The sequence below is a fragment of the uncultured Gordonia sp. genome, assembly GCF_937858515.1.
Lineage (GTDB): Bacteria > Actinomycetota > Actinomycetes > Mycobacteriales > Mycobacteriaceae > Gordonia.
Window position 1 is genome coordinate 1 of record NZ_CALLZT010000040.1, and the last position, 15,527, is coordinate 15,527.

Annotated in this window: 13 protein-coding genes and 1 pseudogene; 6 read left to right on the plus strand and 8 right to left on the minus strand. The window is 66.3% G+C overall.

What is annotated here, in order from left to right; genetic code table 11:
* Positions 1 to 65: 65 nt before the first annotated feature.
* Positions 66 to 1,582 (minus strand): annotated as a pseudogene (locus Q0627_RS03020) (TldD/PmbA family protein).
* Between the two features lie 93 nt (positions 1,583 to 1,675).
* On the opposite strand from Q0627_RS03020, the gene Q0627_RS03025 reads away from it, so the two are divergent.
* The gene (locus Q0627_RS03025) at positions 1,676 to 3,484 is read left to right on the plus strand and encodes a penicillin-binding transpeptidase domain-containing protein (RefSeq protein WP_291017529.1); all 1,809 of its coding nucleotides are present in this window, start codon (positions 1,676 to 1,678) and stop codon (positions 3,482 to 3,484) included.
* Positions 3,485 to 3,676: 192 nt separating this feature from the next.
* On the opposite strand, the gene Q0627_RS03030 is transcribed toward Q0627_RS03025, so the two are convergent.
* From Q0627_RS03030 to Q0627_RS03040, 3 genes are read right to left on the minus strand one after another with little or no spacing between them, the layout of a single operon-like run.
* Positions 3,677 to 4,456, minus strand: a complete 780-nt coding sequence (locus tag Q0627_RS03030) for a heme ABC transporter ATP-binding protein (protein ID WP_291017532.1) — start codon at positions 4,454 to 4,456, stop codon at positions 3,677 to 3,679.
* Positions 4,453 to 5,535, minus strand: coding sequence for an iron ABC transporter permease (locus Q0627_RS03035; RefSeq protein WP_291017535.1), 1,083 nt, complete (start codon positions 5,533 to 5,535; stop codon positions 4,453 to 4,455). The genes Q0627_RS03030 and Q0627_RS03035 overlap by 4 nt, the downstream gene beginning before the upstream one ends.
* 14 nt (positions 5,536 to 5,549) lie before the next feature.
* Positions 5,550 to 6,608 carry a hemin ABC transporter substrate-binding protein gene (locus Q0627_RS03040; RefSeq protein WP_291017537.1) on the minus strand — a complete coding sequence of 353 codons (1,059 nt, stop codon included), beginning with the start codon at positions 6,606 to 6,608 and terminating at the stop codon, positions 5,550 to 5,552.
* 135 nt (positions 6,609 to 6,743) lie between these two features.
* Here Q0627_RS03040 and map point away from each other — a divergent pair, with 135 nt between their 5' ends.
* The 3 genes from map (at position 6,744) to Q0627_RS03055 (ending at position 10,555) form a co-directional block, all read left to right on the plus strand.
* A complete protein-coding gene (gene map, locus Q0627_RS03045) occupies positions 6,744 to 7,613 on the plus strand; it encodes a type I methionyl aminopeptidase (RefSeq protein WP_291017541.1) in 870 nt (289 codons plus the stop codon).
* Between the two features lie 99 nt (positions 7,614 to 7,712).
* Positions 7,713 to 9,020 (plus strand): ABC transporter permease, encoded by a 1,308-nt coding sequence (locus tag Q0627_RS03050; protein ID WP_291017544.1) that lies wholly within the window; start codon positions 7,713 to 7,715, stop codon positions 9,018 to 9,020.
* Positions 9,017 to 10,555 (plus strand): cobyric acid synthase, encoded by a 1,539-nt coding sequence (locus Q0627_RS03055; protein WP_291017547.1) that lies wholly within the window; start codon positions 9,017 to 9,019, stop codon positions 10,553 to 10,555. The genes Q0627_RS03050 and Q0627_RS03055 overlap by 4 nt, the downstream gene beginning before the upstream one ends.
* Positions 10,556 to 10,561: 6 nt before the next feature.
* On the opposite strand, the gene Q0627_RS03060 is transcribed toward Q0627_RS03055, so the two are convergent.
* On the minus strand, positions 10,562 to 10,945 hold the full coding sequence (locus Q0627_RS03060; RefSeq protein ID WP_291017550.1) for a type II toxin-antitoxin system VapC family toxin: 384 nt from the start codon (positions 10,943 to 10,945) through the stop codon (positions 10,562 to 10,564).
* Positions 10,945 to 11,184 carry a hypothetical protein gene (locus tag Q0627_RS03065; protein ID WP_291017552.1) on the minus strand — a complete coding sequence of 80 codons (240 nt, stop codon included), beginning with the start codon at positions 11,182 to 11,184 and terminating at the stop codon, positions 10,945 to 10,947. Before Q0627_RS03065 ends, Q0627_RS03060 begins: the two co-directional genes overlap by 1 nt.
* Positions 11,185 to 11,279: 95 nt before the next feature.
* Between Q0627_RS03065 and Q0627_RS03070 the strand changes: the two genes are divergently transcribed.
* Positions 11,280 to 12,083, plus strand: coding sequence for an alpha/beta hydrolase (locus tag Q0627_RS03070; RefSeq protein WP_291017638.1), 804 nt, complete (start codon positions 11,280 to 11,282; stop codon positions 12,081 to 12,083).
* 76 nt (positions 12,084 to 12,159) lie between these two features.
* On the opposite strand, the gene Q0627_RS03075 is transcribed toward Q0627_RS03070, so the two are convergent.
* Both Q0627_RS03075 and Q0627_RS03080 read right to left on the minus strand, forming a co-directional pair.
* Positions 12,160 to 13,563 (minus strand): mycothione reductase, encoded by a 1,404-nt coding sequence (locus Q0627_RS03075; RefSeq protein ID WP_291017553.1) that lies wholly within the window; start codon positions 13,561 to 13,563, stop codon positions 12,160 to 12,162.
* Positions 13,560 to 14,633 (minus strand): alpha/beta hydrolase, encoded by a 1,074-nt coding sequence (locus tag Q0627_RS03080; RefSeq protein ID WP_291017640.1) that lies wholly within the window; start codon positions 14,631 to 14,633, stop codon positions 13,560 to 13,562. The genes Q0627_RS03075 and Q0627_RS03080 overlap by 4 nt, the downstream gene beginning before the upstream one ends.
* Before the next feature lie 243 nt (positions 14,634 to 14,876).
* Here Q0627_RS03080 and Q0627_RS03085 point away from each other — a divergent pair.
* Positions 14,877 to 15,527 (plus strand): malate:quinone oxidoreductase (locus Q0627_RS03085; protein ID WP_298807644.1); only part of this gene is annotated, 651 nt, incomplete at its 3' end.

Genomic DNA, 15,527 nt, shown 5'->3' on the forward strand with positions numbered 1-15,527 from the left:
ACGCGGCACACCACCAGACTACACCCAAGTCGACCTTAACTGAACGGTATTGAGGCTAGAACTGGTTAGTGCCCTCCTTCGTCAGCGGTGTTGAGCACGTTGATGCCGCGGAACAGCGCCGACGGACAGCCGTGGCTGACCGCCGCCACCTGGCCGGGCTGGGCCTTGCCGCAGTTGAACGCGCCCCCGAGGCGCCAGGTCGACGGCCCGCCGACCGCTTCCATCGCGTTCCAGAAATCGGTGGTGGTGGCCTGGTAGGCGACGTCGCGGAGCTGGCGTCGAGTCTGCCGTTACGGATACGGAAGAAACGTTGCCCGGTGAACTGAAAGTTGTAGCGCTGCATATCGATCGACCACGACTTGTCGCCGACGACGTAGATGCCGTCGTCGACGCGGGCGATCAGGTCGTCGGTGCTGATGTCGTCCGCGGCGGGGGCCAGGCTCACGTTGGCCATCCGCTGAATCGGGACGTGGTGCGGCGAGTCGGCGTACGAGCAGCCGTTGGATCGCGCCAGCCCGAGCCGGGGTGCGAACACCCGGTCGAGCTGATATCCGACGAAGATGCCCTCACGCACCAGATCCCAGCTTTGCGCGGCCACCCCTTCGTCGTCGTATCCGACAGTTGCCAAACCGTATTCGACGGTACGGTCGGCGGTGACGGTCATCGCCGGTGATCCGTAGCGCATGGTGCCGAGTTTGTCGGGGGTGGCGAAGGAGGTGCCGGCGTACGCGGCTTCGTAGCCGATCGCGCGGTCGTATTCGGTTGCGTGACCGATCGATTCGTGGATGGTCAACCACAGGTTGGTCGGGTCGATCACCAGATCCGTCGGTCCCGCAACAACACTCGGTGAATTGACCTTCTCGGCCAATAGCCCCGGCAGGGTCGTCAGCTCGGTGGTCCAGTCCCACACGTCATCGTCGGTGAGTGTCTCCCAGCCCCGGGCGGTCGGAGGCGCGAGCGTGGTCATCGTCTCGAACTTGCCGGCGGCGGTGTCGACGGCGGTCGCGTCCACGTGCGGCTCCACCCGTACCCGCTGCTGGGTGATCGAACTGCCGAAGGTGTCGGCGTAGAAGGTCTGCTCCTTCACGCAGATCACCGAGGCGGTCACGTGGTCGACGCCGTCGGCGGCCAGGAGCCGGGCCGAATACTCGGCGAGCAACGATGCCTTGTCGGCGGTCGGTACCTCGAACGGGTCGGTGCGATAGGCCGACACCCACGTCGCGTCCCGGTACACGGGTTCGCCGGCCAGCTCGATGCGTTCGGCGTTCAGGGATCTCAGAGTGGCGGCCACGGCGACAGCTCGTCGCGCGGATGTGGCCGCGGAGTCGGTGGTCAGCTCGGGATGGGAGGCGAAGCCCCAGGTGCCGTCGACGATGACCCGCACGGCGAAACCGACCTCGCCCGCGGTGACCGCCGATTCGAGCTTCCCGTCCCGCAGGTTCAAGTTCTCGTTGCTGAGCCGGTGCAACCGCAGGTCCGCGTACGAGGCGCCCGCGGCGAGCGCCGCCGACAGCGCCGCATCGGCCAGCTGATGGCGGGGCAGGGCGAGAAAGTCCGGGTCGACGTCGCGGGTGGCGGTCACCTCCCGGACTCTACTGACATCGGGCCCCGATAGCGGTCTAATGCCTGGCGCGTCTGCGTGGTGCCGGGCACCGGACCCCTAGAATCACCGGTGATGGTGCGGCAGAGACATGTGGGTGCGGTGGTTGCCGCGGTGATCGTGCTCGTGGTGACGAGCATTGTCGGGTGTTCGAGCGTCGATGACGGTCCTCGGGACGCCTTGGACCGATACCTGACGGCATTCGATGACCACGACATCGCGGGCGCCGCCGAACTCACCGACAATCCGGACGCGGCGCAGACCGGCATCGAACAAGTGTGGAAGGGGCTGTCCGCCCAGGGCGTGTCGTCCTCGACCGGTCACGCACGCACGACCGCCGACAACGCCGACATCGACGTCATGTACACCTGGAAGCTCGCGGGCGGGCAGACCTGGGAGTATCCGGCGACAGTGAAGATGGCGAAATCGACGCAGGGCTGGATCGTGCGCTGGGCGCCGACGAACATCCACCCCGACCTGGGCCGCAATCAGCGACTGCTGCTGGAGACCACGTCCGCGCCGCGGGCGACGGTGAACGAGTCCGACGGTTCGCAGGTGTTGGTAGACGGCACCTTCTACGGCATCGCCTTCGACGCCAAGGCCGCCGCCCGAAAAGGCAGTGTCGTCGACTCGGTCACGTCGGTCGTCGGCGCGCTACGGCTGTACGCGCCGGATCTTTCGGTGCAGACCATCACTGAGAAATCGACCGCTTCCGAAGGCATTTACCCGATCGCACGCCTGACCGAGGCACAGTACAACGCGATCCATGATCAGCTCGACATTCCCGGAGTGCTGATCACCGAACAGACCGACCTGGTGGCCAAGGACAAGCGGTTCGCTCCGGGCCTGCTCTCGGTGGTCCGCGGACTGGTTAGCTCCGAGGTGGAGGGTAAGGCCGGGTGGCGGGTGATCACCACCAACGCCAACGGTCTGCGGACCGGCGTCGTCGCCGACCACGCCCCCCAGCCGGCTCCCGCGGTGTCGTTGACGCTGTCGCGGTCCAGGCAGAACGCGGCTCAGCGTGCGGTCAACGCCCGAAGCCGTTTCCCCGTCGCGATGGTGGTGATGCAGGCATCGACCGGACGAATTCTCGCGATCGCTCAGAACCCGCTCGCCGACCGGAGTGGTTCGATCGCGACCACCGGCCTGTATCCGCCCGGCTCGACATTCAAGATTGTCACCGCTGCCGCCGCGATCGGTAAGAATCTGGCACACCCCGGCACGATGGTGCCGTGTCCGGGAACCATCGACATCGGTCCACGTCGCATCCCCAATTACGACCGGTTCGCTCTCGGGACGGTATCGATGCAGCAGGCCTTCGCGGCGTCGTGCAACACCAGCTTCGCCAAGCTCGCCAGCGAGATGGGACCGGCCGACCTCCCCAGTACAGCGGCGGCTTTGGGTATCGGCCCGGACTACACGATCGCCGGCCTCGAATCGGTGTCCGGAACGGTGCCGCTGTCCTCCGATCTCGTCGAACGCACCGAGGACGGATTCGGTCAGGGCAAGGTGCTGGTGAGTCCGCTAGGCCTGGCAATTGCAGTGTCCACCATCGCACGTGGCGGCAAATCGCCTGTACCGCAACTGATTCGAGGTAGACGGACCATCGTGAAGGGCGGTGGAAAACCGGCCCTCGACCCGGTGGTGTTCACCGAACTCCGGTCGATGATGCGCGCGGTGGTCACCGGCGGCACCGCCACCCTGATCAACGGGATGGGTGAGGTGTACGGCAAGACCGGTGAGGCCGAGTTCGCCGGCGGCTCACACGCCTGGTTCGCCGGCTACCGGGGTGACCTGGCCTTCGCCACCCTCGTCGTCGGCGGCGGCGACTCCACCAACGCCGTAGCCGTCACCCGGGACTTCCTCGCCGCCCTCCCGAACTGAGTCCGTTCCCGCGCAGCTACTTCGTTGCACGCCGAACGGATCCGTTTGGCGTCCAAGGAAACCGTTCGGCGTGAGCGTGGCCGCCTGTGGAGTGGAGATCGCAACAGCGGCCAGATGATCGCGGGTGTGGAAGTCCGCAACCCGTTTGGCGAACACCGCGAACGTTAGGTCCTCGTCGCCTTCGAAGTCTTGTCACGTGCGGCGGGGGAGGATCAGGAGTTGACCGGTTTCGGGGTGGGGCCAGGTTTCTACGGGGTGGTCGTAGGTGTGTGAGAGGAGGTCGGCGGTCATGACTTCGGGGGTCGGGCCGTGGGCTACCAGGCGGCCCTGCTTCATGACGGCTACCTGGTCGGCGTAGGCGGCGGCGAGCGAGAGATCGTGGACGACGATCAGGACGGCGGTGCCCTGGTCGCGCTGGCGGCGCAGGATGTCGAGGACGGCTTCCTGGTGGTGGATGTCGAGGGCGGCGGTAGGTTCGTCGAGAAGCATCACCGGGGCCTGTTGGGCGAGGGCGCGGCCGAGGGACACCCGGGCTTGCTGACCACCGGAGAGCTGGGAGAAAGGGCGGTCGAGGATGTCGCCGAGGTCGCATTCGGCGATGGCGTCGGCGATGATCTGCGGGGACTGCACCGCCTGCGGGGTGCGTAGCCACGGGAAGCGGCCCATCTGCACCACCTCGGCGACGGTGAACGGGGTGTCGGTGCGGTTGGTCTGCGTCACCAGCGACCGTTCCCGCGCCAGGTCGCGATGGCCGATAGCACCGATTTCGTGGCCGTTGATGCGGACAGTTCCCGACGCCGGTCGGCGCACCCCCGACAGTGCCGACAGCAGCGTCGACTTGCCGCAGCCGTTGGGGCCGACGAGCGCGCACAGCGAACCGCCGTCGACCGTCAGCGACACACCCTTCACCACTTCGCGCCCGCCGAGCGTGATGTGAATGTCGTCGGCGATCAGACCCGTCGTATTACTCACCAGCCAGCCCCCGCGTGCCGGCTGCGGCGCAGCAGGATGAAGAACAACGGGCCACCGATCAGGGCCGTGAACATGCCGATCGGGAGGTCGGCGTCGCCGATCATGGTGCGGGCCGCCAGATCGGCGCCCACCAGCACCAGCGCGCCACCGATCAGGCTCGCCGGCAACAGGGTGGCGTGACGGGGGCCCAGCACCAGCCGCATGACGTGCGGCACGATCAGTCCGACGAACATGATGATGCCCGCGAACGCGACAGCGGCAGCGGTGAGAATCGCCACGAGAACGATCGCCTGACGACGCACCACCTCGACGTTCACTCCGAGCGAGGCCGCCTGAACGTCGCCGAGGGCGAGCAGATCGAGCTTGTGGCTGAGCGCGAGAGCCCCCGCACAACCGGCGACGATCAGCGGCGCCGCCACCCACACCTGATTCCACGAGGCACCGGCCACCGAGCCGAGCTGCCAGAACACGATCTGCTCACGGTCGTTCGGATTGGCCACGAACGTCAGATACGCGATGATGCCGGTCGCGAACGCATTGACCGCGATGCCGGTGAGCACCAGCATGATCGTCGACGACGCCCCGTCGCGTAGCGACAGCAGATATACCGCGGCCGTGGTGAACAGGCCGAACACGAACGCGGCACCGGCCAGCGCCCACTCGTTGGAGCCGCTGCCGCCGAGCACGATGATCAGGCACGCCCCGATCGCCGCACCCGACGAGACACCGACGATGCCCGGCTCGGCTAGCGGATTGGCCAGCACACCCTGTAGCAGACAGCCGCCCGCGCCGAGCCCGGCACCGACGATCAGCCCGAGCACGATCCGCGGGAACCGCACGTTCCACAGGGTTTCCTCGCCATTCTCGTGCGTCGGCAACGGCCCGATGTCGAGATGCCAGTGGTGGGCCAGACTGCCCAGCACCTCCGACGGCGCGATCGCGACCTTGCCGCTGCCCGCCGAGATCACCACGAGCACCGCGAGCGCGATCAGCATGCCGACGATGATCGCGATACTGCGGGTCAGGCGGGATCTGCGCCGACCGTCGGAGGCTTGTATTGTCGCAGGCCGCTCGGCCACGGACACATCATCTTTCACCGATAGACCGCCTTCGCCAGGGCGCCGATGACCTCGCCGACGTCCGGCCCGAACGCCAGGATCTTCGTCTCGTCCATCTGCACGACCCTGCGATGTCGCCCGGCCGACGTCGCGGCGATCCCGGCGATCTTGAGGACACCGTCCGGACCGCCGACGGTGTCGGCGCCCTGCTTCATCACCAGGATCACGTCGGGGTCGGCGCGGATCATGGCCTCGGCCGAGATCATCGTGAACGCTCCCGTCAGGTCGGCTTTAGTGCCGGCGTCGACGCCGCCGATCGCCTCGATCAGGCTGTCGGCACCCGAACCCGGTCCGGCCAGAAGGGTCAGTTTGGGGCCGCGAACGTACACGAACGCGATCGTCGGATTCCCCGACGGATTGGGCACCAATTGCCGGGCTTCGGCCACCTGCCGGTCGGTGCGTGCGATGAGTGCCCTGCCTTCGGCGGACACACCGAGTGCGTCGGCCACCGACTCGATCAGCTCAGTGTTGTTGTCGAGACTGCGGATGGCGGTGAACAGCACGACAGGGATCCCGGAGTTGCGGATCTGGTCGATCGCACCGGCCGGGGTGGTGTCCTGGTTGATGAGCAGTACGCTCGGCCGCAGCTTGAGCACCATTTCGGCGTTGAGGCTGTGACCGCGGTTGGTCACCACCGGTAGGCCGACGGCGGCCGGGAAGATCGTCGACGTGTCGCGGCCGACCATCCGCGAACCGAGGCCGAGCGAGAAGACGATGCTGCCGAGGGTGCCGTTGATGTCGACCGCGATGATGCGGGAGGCGTCGGCCACGGTGACCTTGCGGCCACCGGCGTCGGTCACGGTTGCCGGCAGCACCGGTCGCGGGTCCGTGGTGATGGGGTGGACGTCGGTGCCGGGTAGCTGCGCGGTCTGTGGGCCGTCGCGCAGGTGTGCGGTCGACGCCTTGGCGGTCTTGTCCTGGTCGATCGGGGTCACGAAACAGGAGGTCACGGTCAGTGCGACGAGGCCGGTGATCAGGACGAACAGCAGTCTCGCCGATCGACGTGCACGTACCGAGGTGCTTGCGTCAGGCATTTGTCTCACCGGACCCTTCGTGACCCTTGCTCGTTCCTCGCTTCGGCCTCAGGGATCAAGATGTGTTCCCCGGCCGTCACCTTAGCCGGGTGCGCCGGACCCGATGGCGTGGCGGCAGGTTCTAAGCTGGACGCCATGACCGTTCGCGCTCCCCTGAAACCCGGCACACTGTCACCGACGCTGCCGGTGCCCGATTCCATCGAACGCCCGGAGTATGTGTGGAAGCCGACCGCGAACGAGGGGCACGAGCCGTGGGTGCAGACGCCCGAGACCATCGAGAAGATGCGGCTGGCGAGCAAGATCGCCGCCAACGCGCTCGCCGAGGCCGGTAAGGCCGTCGCCCCCGGCGTCACCACCGACGAGCTCGACCGTATCGCGCACGACTACATGATCGACCACGGGGCCTACCCGTCGACGCTCGGCTACCGGGGGTTCCCCAAGTCGTGCTGCACCTCGCTGAACGAGGTGATCTGCCACGGGATCCCCGACTCGACCGTCATCGAGGACGGCGACATCGTCAACATCGACGTCACCGCCTACATCGACGGCGTGCACGGCGACACCAACGCGACGTTCCTGGCGGGCAACGTCTCACAGGAGGCGGCCGACCTCGTCGAACGAACCCGCATCGCCACCGAGCGTGCCATCAAGGCCGTCAAACCGGGCCGCGAACTCAACGTGATCGGCCGCGTCATCGAGTCCTACGCCCACCGGTTCGGCTACAGCGTGGTCCGTGACTTCACCGGCCACGGCATCGGCGAGACCTTCCACAACGGTCTGGTGATCCTGCACTACGACCAGCCCAACGTCGATACCGTCATCGAACCGGGCATGGTGTTCACCATCGAACCGATGATCAACCTCGGCGGCCTGCCGTACGAGATCTGGAAGGACGGCTGGACCGTCGTCACCGTCGACCGCAAATGGACGGCGCAGTTCGAGCACACCCTGGTGGTCACCGACACCGGCGCCGAGATCCTGACACTGCCCGATCCAGAGATCTGATTCGGCACATCCGTTTTCGCAGCGTGGTGAGGCAATCCCGGGAGTAGCGTCGACCCGGACGGATTGCGGGTCCGGCGATCCCGACCGAGGAGGAATGCGATGTTGTCTTCCGCAACGGGGTGGTGGCGCAAGCACTACAGCAAACTGCCGCCCGCTGTGCAGATGATCGGGCTGCAACTGTGGATGCCGCTGTTCTTCATCACCGCGTTCTGCCTGTGTTACGTCGTCGCCTTCCATGCACCGAAGGTGCACGACGTGCCGGTCGCGGTGGTCAACACGCCTGCGGCGTCGGTGGTGACGCAGAAGATCGAAGCCGGTGCCCCGGACACGTTCGCGTTCAGCTATTTCGCCGACCGATCGGCGGCCGTCGAGTCGGTGCGGGACGGCGACAATGCGGCAGCGCTCGTCATCTCCGCCGACGGGCAGGGCCAACCCGAACTCTTCGTGGCGGGGGCACATCAGTTCCAGGCGTCGAGCATCGTGAAGACGTCTTTTCAGCAGATCTTCGCCACCGGCGAGGGGGTGAAGATCACCGATATCGCGCCGCTGCCGAAGTCGGATTCATTCGGTCAGGGCGCCATGTACATGATGATGTCGTGGTGCATCGCCGGATACATGGTGGCGATGTTCATCGGCATGATGGGCGCACCGCTGGGCCATTGGACGCGGGTGAGCATCCTCGCAGGCGGTGCGATCGTACTGGCGGTGGTGTCCAACGTCATCGTCGGACCGATCGTCGGTGTCTACCCTGCGGAACACTTCCTGCAGATGACCGGCCTGGCGATGCTGTGGATCTTCGCGATCGGGTTGTTTGTCAACGGAATCTCGTACTTCTTCGGCAGATTCATCACCGGGCCGGCGCTGCTGATGTTCGTGTTCGTGTCGATCCCGGCGTCGGGGGCCGCGTTCCCGGCATGGATGGTGCCGTCGTTCTTCAAACATCTGCAGCCGTTCGTCGTCGGGCACGGCATCACCGAGATGATCAAACGAATCCTGTACGGGGTCGGCGAACCGTACTGGCAGGGCTTCCTGCTGATGGGCGCGTACGCGGTGCTCGGTGTGCTGACGATGCTTGTGGGTAAACGCTGGCGTGAATCCAAAGAGGTCGATCGCATCCTGTCCGGTCAGTCGACGATGATGATCGCCGCCCAGCGCGCGATGATGGCACACGGTATGGAGAATCGGGCAACTGTGCTGCGCCGGCACGGTATCGACCCGGAGACGGGCAAGCCGCTACACCAAGCGACCGGCACCGCCTCTGCGGACACGGACGATGCCGAGGCTTACACCGAACTCGAATTGACCGCCGGCGGCGACCCGCTGGTCAACGGGGGCAGAAGTCTGGGCCTGGGCGAGATCGATCGCGAACACGACATCCTGCAGGCCGACCGCACAGGTCAGGAGTGAACGGGGCGCTGCTGATCGGCGGAGCCACGTCCGACGCCGGCAAGAGCATGATCGTGACCGGGCTGTGCCGGGCGCTCGCACGGCAGGGAGTCCGCGTCGCGCCGTTCAAGGCGCAGAATATGTCCAACAATTCGGCCATCACCCGGGACGGGGGCGAGATCGGCCGTGCGCAGGCGTTGCAGGCGTTCGCCTGCGGACTCGAACCATCGACGCGATTCAATCCGGTGCTGCTCAAACCGGGCAGCGACCGCCGCTCGCATGTGGTGGTGCGCGGGAGGCCCGACGGCCAGATCGGTGCCGCCGACTACGCCACCCGGCGAGCGCAGTTACTCGGTGTCGTCACGGACGAACTTGCTTCTCTGCGTGCGGATTTCGATGTCGTGATCTGTGAGGGTGCGGGATCGATCGCCGAGATCAACCTGCGCGGCTCCGACATCGCCAACATGGGATTGGCGCAGGCCGCCTCGATGCCGGTGATCGTGGTCAGCGACATCGACCGGGGCGGATCACTGGCGCATCTGTTCGGCACCACCGCTGTGCTTGACGCCGACGACCAGAGCCTCGTAGCCGGGTACCTGATCAACAAGTTCCGCGGCGATCCCGGGCTGCTCGCACCGGGCCTGGACCAGTTGCGTGCGCTCACCGGCAGACCTACCTACGGTGTGGTGCCGTTCGCCTCCGGAATCTGGATCGACGCCGAGGATTCTCTGTCGGTCGCCGTCGGTCGCAGGGTCGGCCCGAGTGCCGACGACGGTCGTCGGGTCCGGTTGAGCGTCGCTGCGATCCGGCTGCCCCGCATCTCCAACTCCACCGACGTCGAGGCGCTGGCCTGCGAACCGGGCGTCGACGTCACCTGGGTCGACGATGCGAGTGCCGTCGCCGCCGCCGACATCGCGATCGTGCCGGGCACCCGGGCGACGGTGTCAGATCTCGCCTGGCTGCGTTCCCGTGGCATCGACGCCGCACTACGAACCCGGGCCGAACGGGGCCGGCCGATCATCGGGATCTGCGGCGGCTACCAGATGCTTGCCCGCGCCATCGTCGACGACGTCGAGTCGGGGAGCGGACGCGTCGACGGCCTCGGCCTGCTGGACATGACGATCCGGTTCGATACCGACAAGATCACCCGCCAGGTGACCGGACACGCGGACACCGCCGCAGGCCGAGTCCCGATCCGCGGCTACGAAATCCACCACGGCCGGGTGGCCGACAGCGCAGATGACCCATGGATCGCCCAGGGCCACAACGAGATCAAGGAGGGGTCGGTGCGGGGCGGGATACGCGGCACGCACTGGCACGGCCTGCTGGAGAACGACGCCTTCCGCCGCGACATTCTCACCACCCTCGCCGCTGAGGCCGGAAAACCCGACTTCGACGTGGCCCCCGACACCAGCGTCGCCGCGATCCGTACTGCCCAGGTCGACCTGATCGCCGACCTCCTCACCCACCACGTCGACCTCGACGCCCTGCTTCACCTCATCGACACGGGCGCGCAGGCAGCCGTACCGACCATCACGCACGCCCTCACCCGCTGAGCCCGACTATTGCCCCACCGGCCAGTGCTCGACCTCCCGCATCGGGAAGTCCTTCGGATTGCCCGTACACAGGGCGGCACCGTGCACCGATGCGGTGGCGGCGATGAGGCAGTCCGCCTGGTGGAGCGCTATTCCGCGCGCCGAGTATTCCGATCGCCATCGGCCACTGAGTCTGGCCGCCGCCGCATCGACCGAAAGGACCACCAGACCGGCGAGCAATGAATCGACCGCGTGCTGCTCCCGCGAACGCATCCCCCGGACGATCTCTTCGACGTTGATGGCGGTGGTCGCCGGAACGCCGCCGGTTACCCGCAATTCACGGATTCGCTGGACGGCAGGCCGACCGCGCAACGCGTCGATAAGGATCGTCGTGTCAAGGACGACGTGCACTACCCGGCCCGTCGCGGATCGCTGTGCCGTTGGGCGCGCACCCACGCGGCGGGATCGTCATCCCAGTCGTGACCGGTCTCCGGGATTGCGCCGAATGCGGATTCCAGTGCCCGCCAGCGCTCTTCCTGAGCGACCGCGGCCTCGACTGCCTGCCGGACGAACCCGCTGCGGCCGCGCGGACCTGCCACCTCATCAATGCGACCGACCAACTCGTCGTCCAACTCTATGTGCATTCTCATGTGCTAAGCATGACACATACCCGTCCTGATAGAAGCGGACTCCGTGCGACGCCACCTGCCGGTACGATCGACGGGTGAAGACCGAGCAGCGCGCGATCACCGTTGGCGACTACACCTTCGACGTCGAGATCGGTGGTCCCGAGCGCGGCAAGTGGGTGCTTCTGTTGCACGGTTTTCCGGTCGGTGGTTCGTGTTACAGCGAGGTGGTACAGCGGCTACATGAGTCGGGGTTGCGGACCATCGTTCCCGAGCAGCGTGGTTACAGTCCCGGCGCGCGGCCCACCGAGGTCGAGGAGTACGGGATAGATCACCTGGTGTCGGATGCGATCGGCATCCTCAATGCCCTGGGCGTGCCGTACGCGATTCTCGTCGGGCACGACTGGGGCGGGCTGGTGGCCTGGCACCTGGCGTCCAGGTACCCGGATCGGTTCACGGGGCTGGTCGCGGTGAGCACCGGTCATCCGTCGGCCGGGCGCGACGCATTGAGCAGCGGCGACCAAAGACAGCGGTCCTCCTACATCAAGAAGTTCGTCGTACCCGGCGCCGAAGAGGCGATCCTTGCCGACAACTTCAAGGTGCTGCGTGACTTCGGTGTCACCGCAGAAGAATTGGTGCCGTTGAAGGCTCCGGGTGCGCTGACCGCCGCACTGAACTGGTATCGCGCCAACTTCACCGGTGATGTCAAGACGAAGATGAGTTGCCGCCCCGTCGAAATCCACACCACCCTGGTGTGGAGCGACAACGATTCGGCACTCGGGCGCGAGCAGGCCGACTTGACGAGCCGCTACGTGTACGGCGAATACCGGTTCTGCGTGTTGCCCGGTGTGGATCACTGGATTCCGCAACACGCCGCACCGGCATTGGCGAGTGAGATCGCGCTCCGGTCCGCGGTCTTCTAGTGCGGCGCAGTCCTTTTGACTGACTGTGCGATTGATCCCGGAAACCGGGACTCACAGCACACTCGGGCCTGCGAAATCACAGGTCCAGACCGAGTAGCGCGTTCTCCAGGACTTCGGGCATCGCCGGGTGGATCCAGTACTGGCCGCGGGCCATCCGGCGGGCGTCGAGGCCGAACGACATCGCCTGGATGACGGGCTGGATGACCGTCGACGCTTGAGGGCCGAGGATATGGCAGCCGAGGATACGGCCGGTGCCGCGTTCGGCGATCACCTTGCACAGGCCGGTGGTGTCCTCCATGGCCCAGCCGTAGGCGACGTCACCGTAGGTCTGGACCTTCACCGTGATGTCGTAGCCAGCCTCGCGGGCTTGTTGTTCGGTCAGACCCACCGAGGCGACCTGGGGGTGGGTGAATACCGCACCCGGCACGAAGCGGTGATCGAACCGGTCGAGATCGGTTGCGTCCCAGCCCTTTATCAGATTGCCCTGCACGACGCGCTGCTCGTGATTGGCGACGTGTTTGAGCTGATACGGCGAACTCACATCGCCGAGCGCCCACACTCCGCGGGCCGTCGCGCGGCCCGCGTCGTCGCACACCACCCGGCCGTCGTCGTGGAGGTCGACGCCGACCGAGTCGAGGCCCAGCCGGTCTCCGTTGGGAGTACGGCCGATCGCCACCAGCAGTGCGTCGCCGTCACAGTGGCCACCGTCGGAAAAGCTCACGCGGACAGTGCCGTCGGGCAATTCCTCGACGTCCGACACGTCACCGTTCAGACGGACGTCCCATTGTTGCTGCGCGACCTCGGTGAATCGGGCCGAGATGTCCTCGTCCTGCGATCGCAACAACCGCCCGCTCCGCGCGACGACGGTCACCTGCGATCCCAAAGATCCGAAGACGTGCGCGAATTCGGCTGCGATGTAACCACTTCCGACGATGATCAGGCGCCCCGGCAATTCAGGCAGCCGCATGATGTCGTTGTTGGTGTAGTACCGCACGCCGCTGTCGGCGATGGCAGGCGGAATCATCGGCCGGGCGCCTGCCGCGATCACCACCTGCTCGGCGAGCACCGTCGCACCGTCTGTGACGAGCCGGTACCGGCCGTCGCGGTCACGGCCGTCGAACACCACATGCGACGGGTAGACCGTGATGTTCGGGCACCGTTCGACCCGGTACTCCTTGCCGCCCGCCGAGATCGGATCGATCCGCCCGAACACCCGCTCCACGATGGCCGGCCAGTCGGCGCGCTCGAACGACGCGTGGACGCCGTACCGCTGCGCGGAGCGAACCGTGTCGGCCACGTCTGCGGCATACACGAACATCTTGGTGGGAATGCACCCCACATTCAGGCAGGTGCCTCCGTAGACACCCTCCTCGAAGATCGCGATCGACAGGTCGTCGAAACGTTCGTCGGGAATGGAGTTTCCGCTGCCCGAACCGATGATCGCGAGGTCGACGATGCGGGTCGTGTCGCCGCCGGTCACCGGGCGGTTCCGGCGCTCGTCGCGTTGTCCGCGGCGGCATCGATCAAGGGTGGCTCGATATCCCGGGTGATCTCCGTCAGCCATTCGCCGAGTGCCCGGTAGGCGCTCTCGCGGGCCGGTTTGGCCGACAGGAACACGTCGTGCCGGGCACCGGTGATGGGCACCACGCGCACCCGGTCGCCGAGGTGGGCGCTCCAGCGAGCCATGTGCCGGACGTCGAGTACGACGTCGGCGGCGTCGACCTCTGGAGAATAGGCGTGGGTGGACATCGACGCATTCGATCGCAACACCAGGGTGGGGACTCCGACATCGATGCCGCGATGCAGTCTGCGCTGCCCGGATCGGACGGCGTCGATGAAGCCGAACGTGACGGGAAAGCCGCCCATCGGCTTCAGGCGCAGATCGTACGACCATTCGCCGTGTGCACTCTCGTGGAGGCTGTGCCCGTAGGCGAGTGAAAGCTCCTGTGGCAATACTTGTTTGGGCTTTGCCCTGGCAACGGCCTTGATCACCATCGTGACCGGGAACGTGCGCAGGACCGCCTCACCCTGCAGGTCGAGCCACGGGCTGTTGAGTACGGCCCCGTCGATGCGGGAGTGCAACGCCGGGTTGTCCTGACGCAGCCGGTCGAGCCACAGCGACGTGGTGAGCCCGCCAGTCGAATGCCCGGCGACGACGACCTTTGCGTCGGGACCCACCTCATCGATCACCGCACGCAACGCCAGGGTAAGTTCCTCGCCGTAGCGGCCCAGGTCGGTGGTGAAGTGCGGGGTCTGGTTCTCGCGCAGTGACCGGCCGCACTTACGTAGATCGAGCGCGTAAAAGGCGTACCCGCGGGCATGGAAGAAATCGGCCAGCGGCTGCTGGAAAAAGTAGTCCGTGAAACCGTGGACGTGCAGCACGGCACGGTGCTGACCGGAATCGGGGGAAACACCTTCGGGAGCGCTGTGCCGGATCAGGGTCGCCGAGATCGGGTCCTCACCGTCGGGGTCGGGGCCGAGGGGAATCGTCGCGATCTCATATCTGTCGAGATACCGGTCGGGGTGCCAGGTCAGCCCCGGCTCGGTGATGTCGCCTGCGGCGGATTCGGGGGTGTCGCCTGCGGCGGATTCGGGGATGACGGCTGCGGCATCGTCGGTGGAACTCACGGGTCCACTTTAAGGCGCGCACAGCGGTCACGGGTCCCGTTGCTGTCGCCCGGGGCACATCGCGGCGTGGCCGGTTCCGACAACGATTCATTCATGGGTAAGAATGACCGTTGACAGTCAACATCCGGACGGGTAACCGTCCACAGCTGCGAGAGTGGAGCCACGGTGTCGCAAACGGTGATCAAGACGGACGTCGCGCTGATCGGCGCGGGCATCATGAGCGCAACGCTCGGCGCACTGATCCGGCGCCTCGAACCCACCTGGTCGGTGAGCGTGTTCGAACGCCTCGACGCGGCCGCCGCCGAGAGCAGCGACCCGTGGAACAATGCGGGCACCGGGCACTCGGCGCTGTGCGAACTCAACTACACTCCCCAGACCGCCGACGGCGACGTCGACATCTCCAAGGCGCTCAGCATCAACGAGCAGTTCCAGGTGTCCCGGCAGTTCTGGGCGCATGCGGTCGACAACGGCTTCCTCGGCAACCCGAAGGAGTTCATCAACCCGATCCCGCACGTCAGCTTCACCCACGGTGCCGACGGCGTCGAGTACCTGCGCAAGCGCCACGCCAAACTGTCCGCGCAGACCCTGTTCGAGGGCATGGAGTACATCACCGATCCGGGCGAGTTCTCCGACCGGCTGCCGCTGATGGCCGCGGGCCGCGACTTCTCCGATCCGGTGGCGCTCAACTGGTTCACCGATGGCACCGACGTCGACTTCGGCGCCCTCACCCAGCAACTGCTCAACTACGTCGGGCAGGCGGGGGATGTGTACTTCGGTCACGACGTCACCAATCTGACCAAGCAGTCCGACGGATCG

What these genes read in the sequence shown, in the direction of transcription:
- Q0627_RS03065 (WP_291017552.1), bottom strand. Translation starts at nt 11,184, where the DNA reads ATGAGAATGCACATAGAGTTGGACGACGAGTTGGTCGGTCGCATTGAT.
- Q0627_RS03025 (WP_291017529.1), top strand. Translation starts at nt 1,676, where the DNA reads ATGGTGCGGCAGAGACATGTGGGTGCGGTGGTTGCCGCGGTGATCGTG.
- Q0627_RS03040 (WP_291017537.1), bottom strand. Translation starts at nt 6,608, where the DNA reads ATGCCTGACGCAAGCACCTCGGTACGTGCACGTCGATCGGCGAGACTG.
- Q0627_RS03050 (WP_291017544.1), top strand. Translation starts at nt 7,713, where the DNA reads ATGTTGTCTTCCGCAACGGGGTGGTGGCGCAAGCACTACAGCAAACTG.
- map (WP_291017541.1), top strand. Translation starts at nt 6,744, where the DNA reads ATGACCGTTCGCGCTCCCCTGAAACCCGGCACACTGTCACCGACGCTG.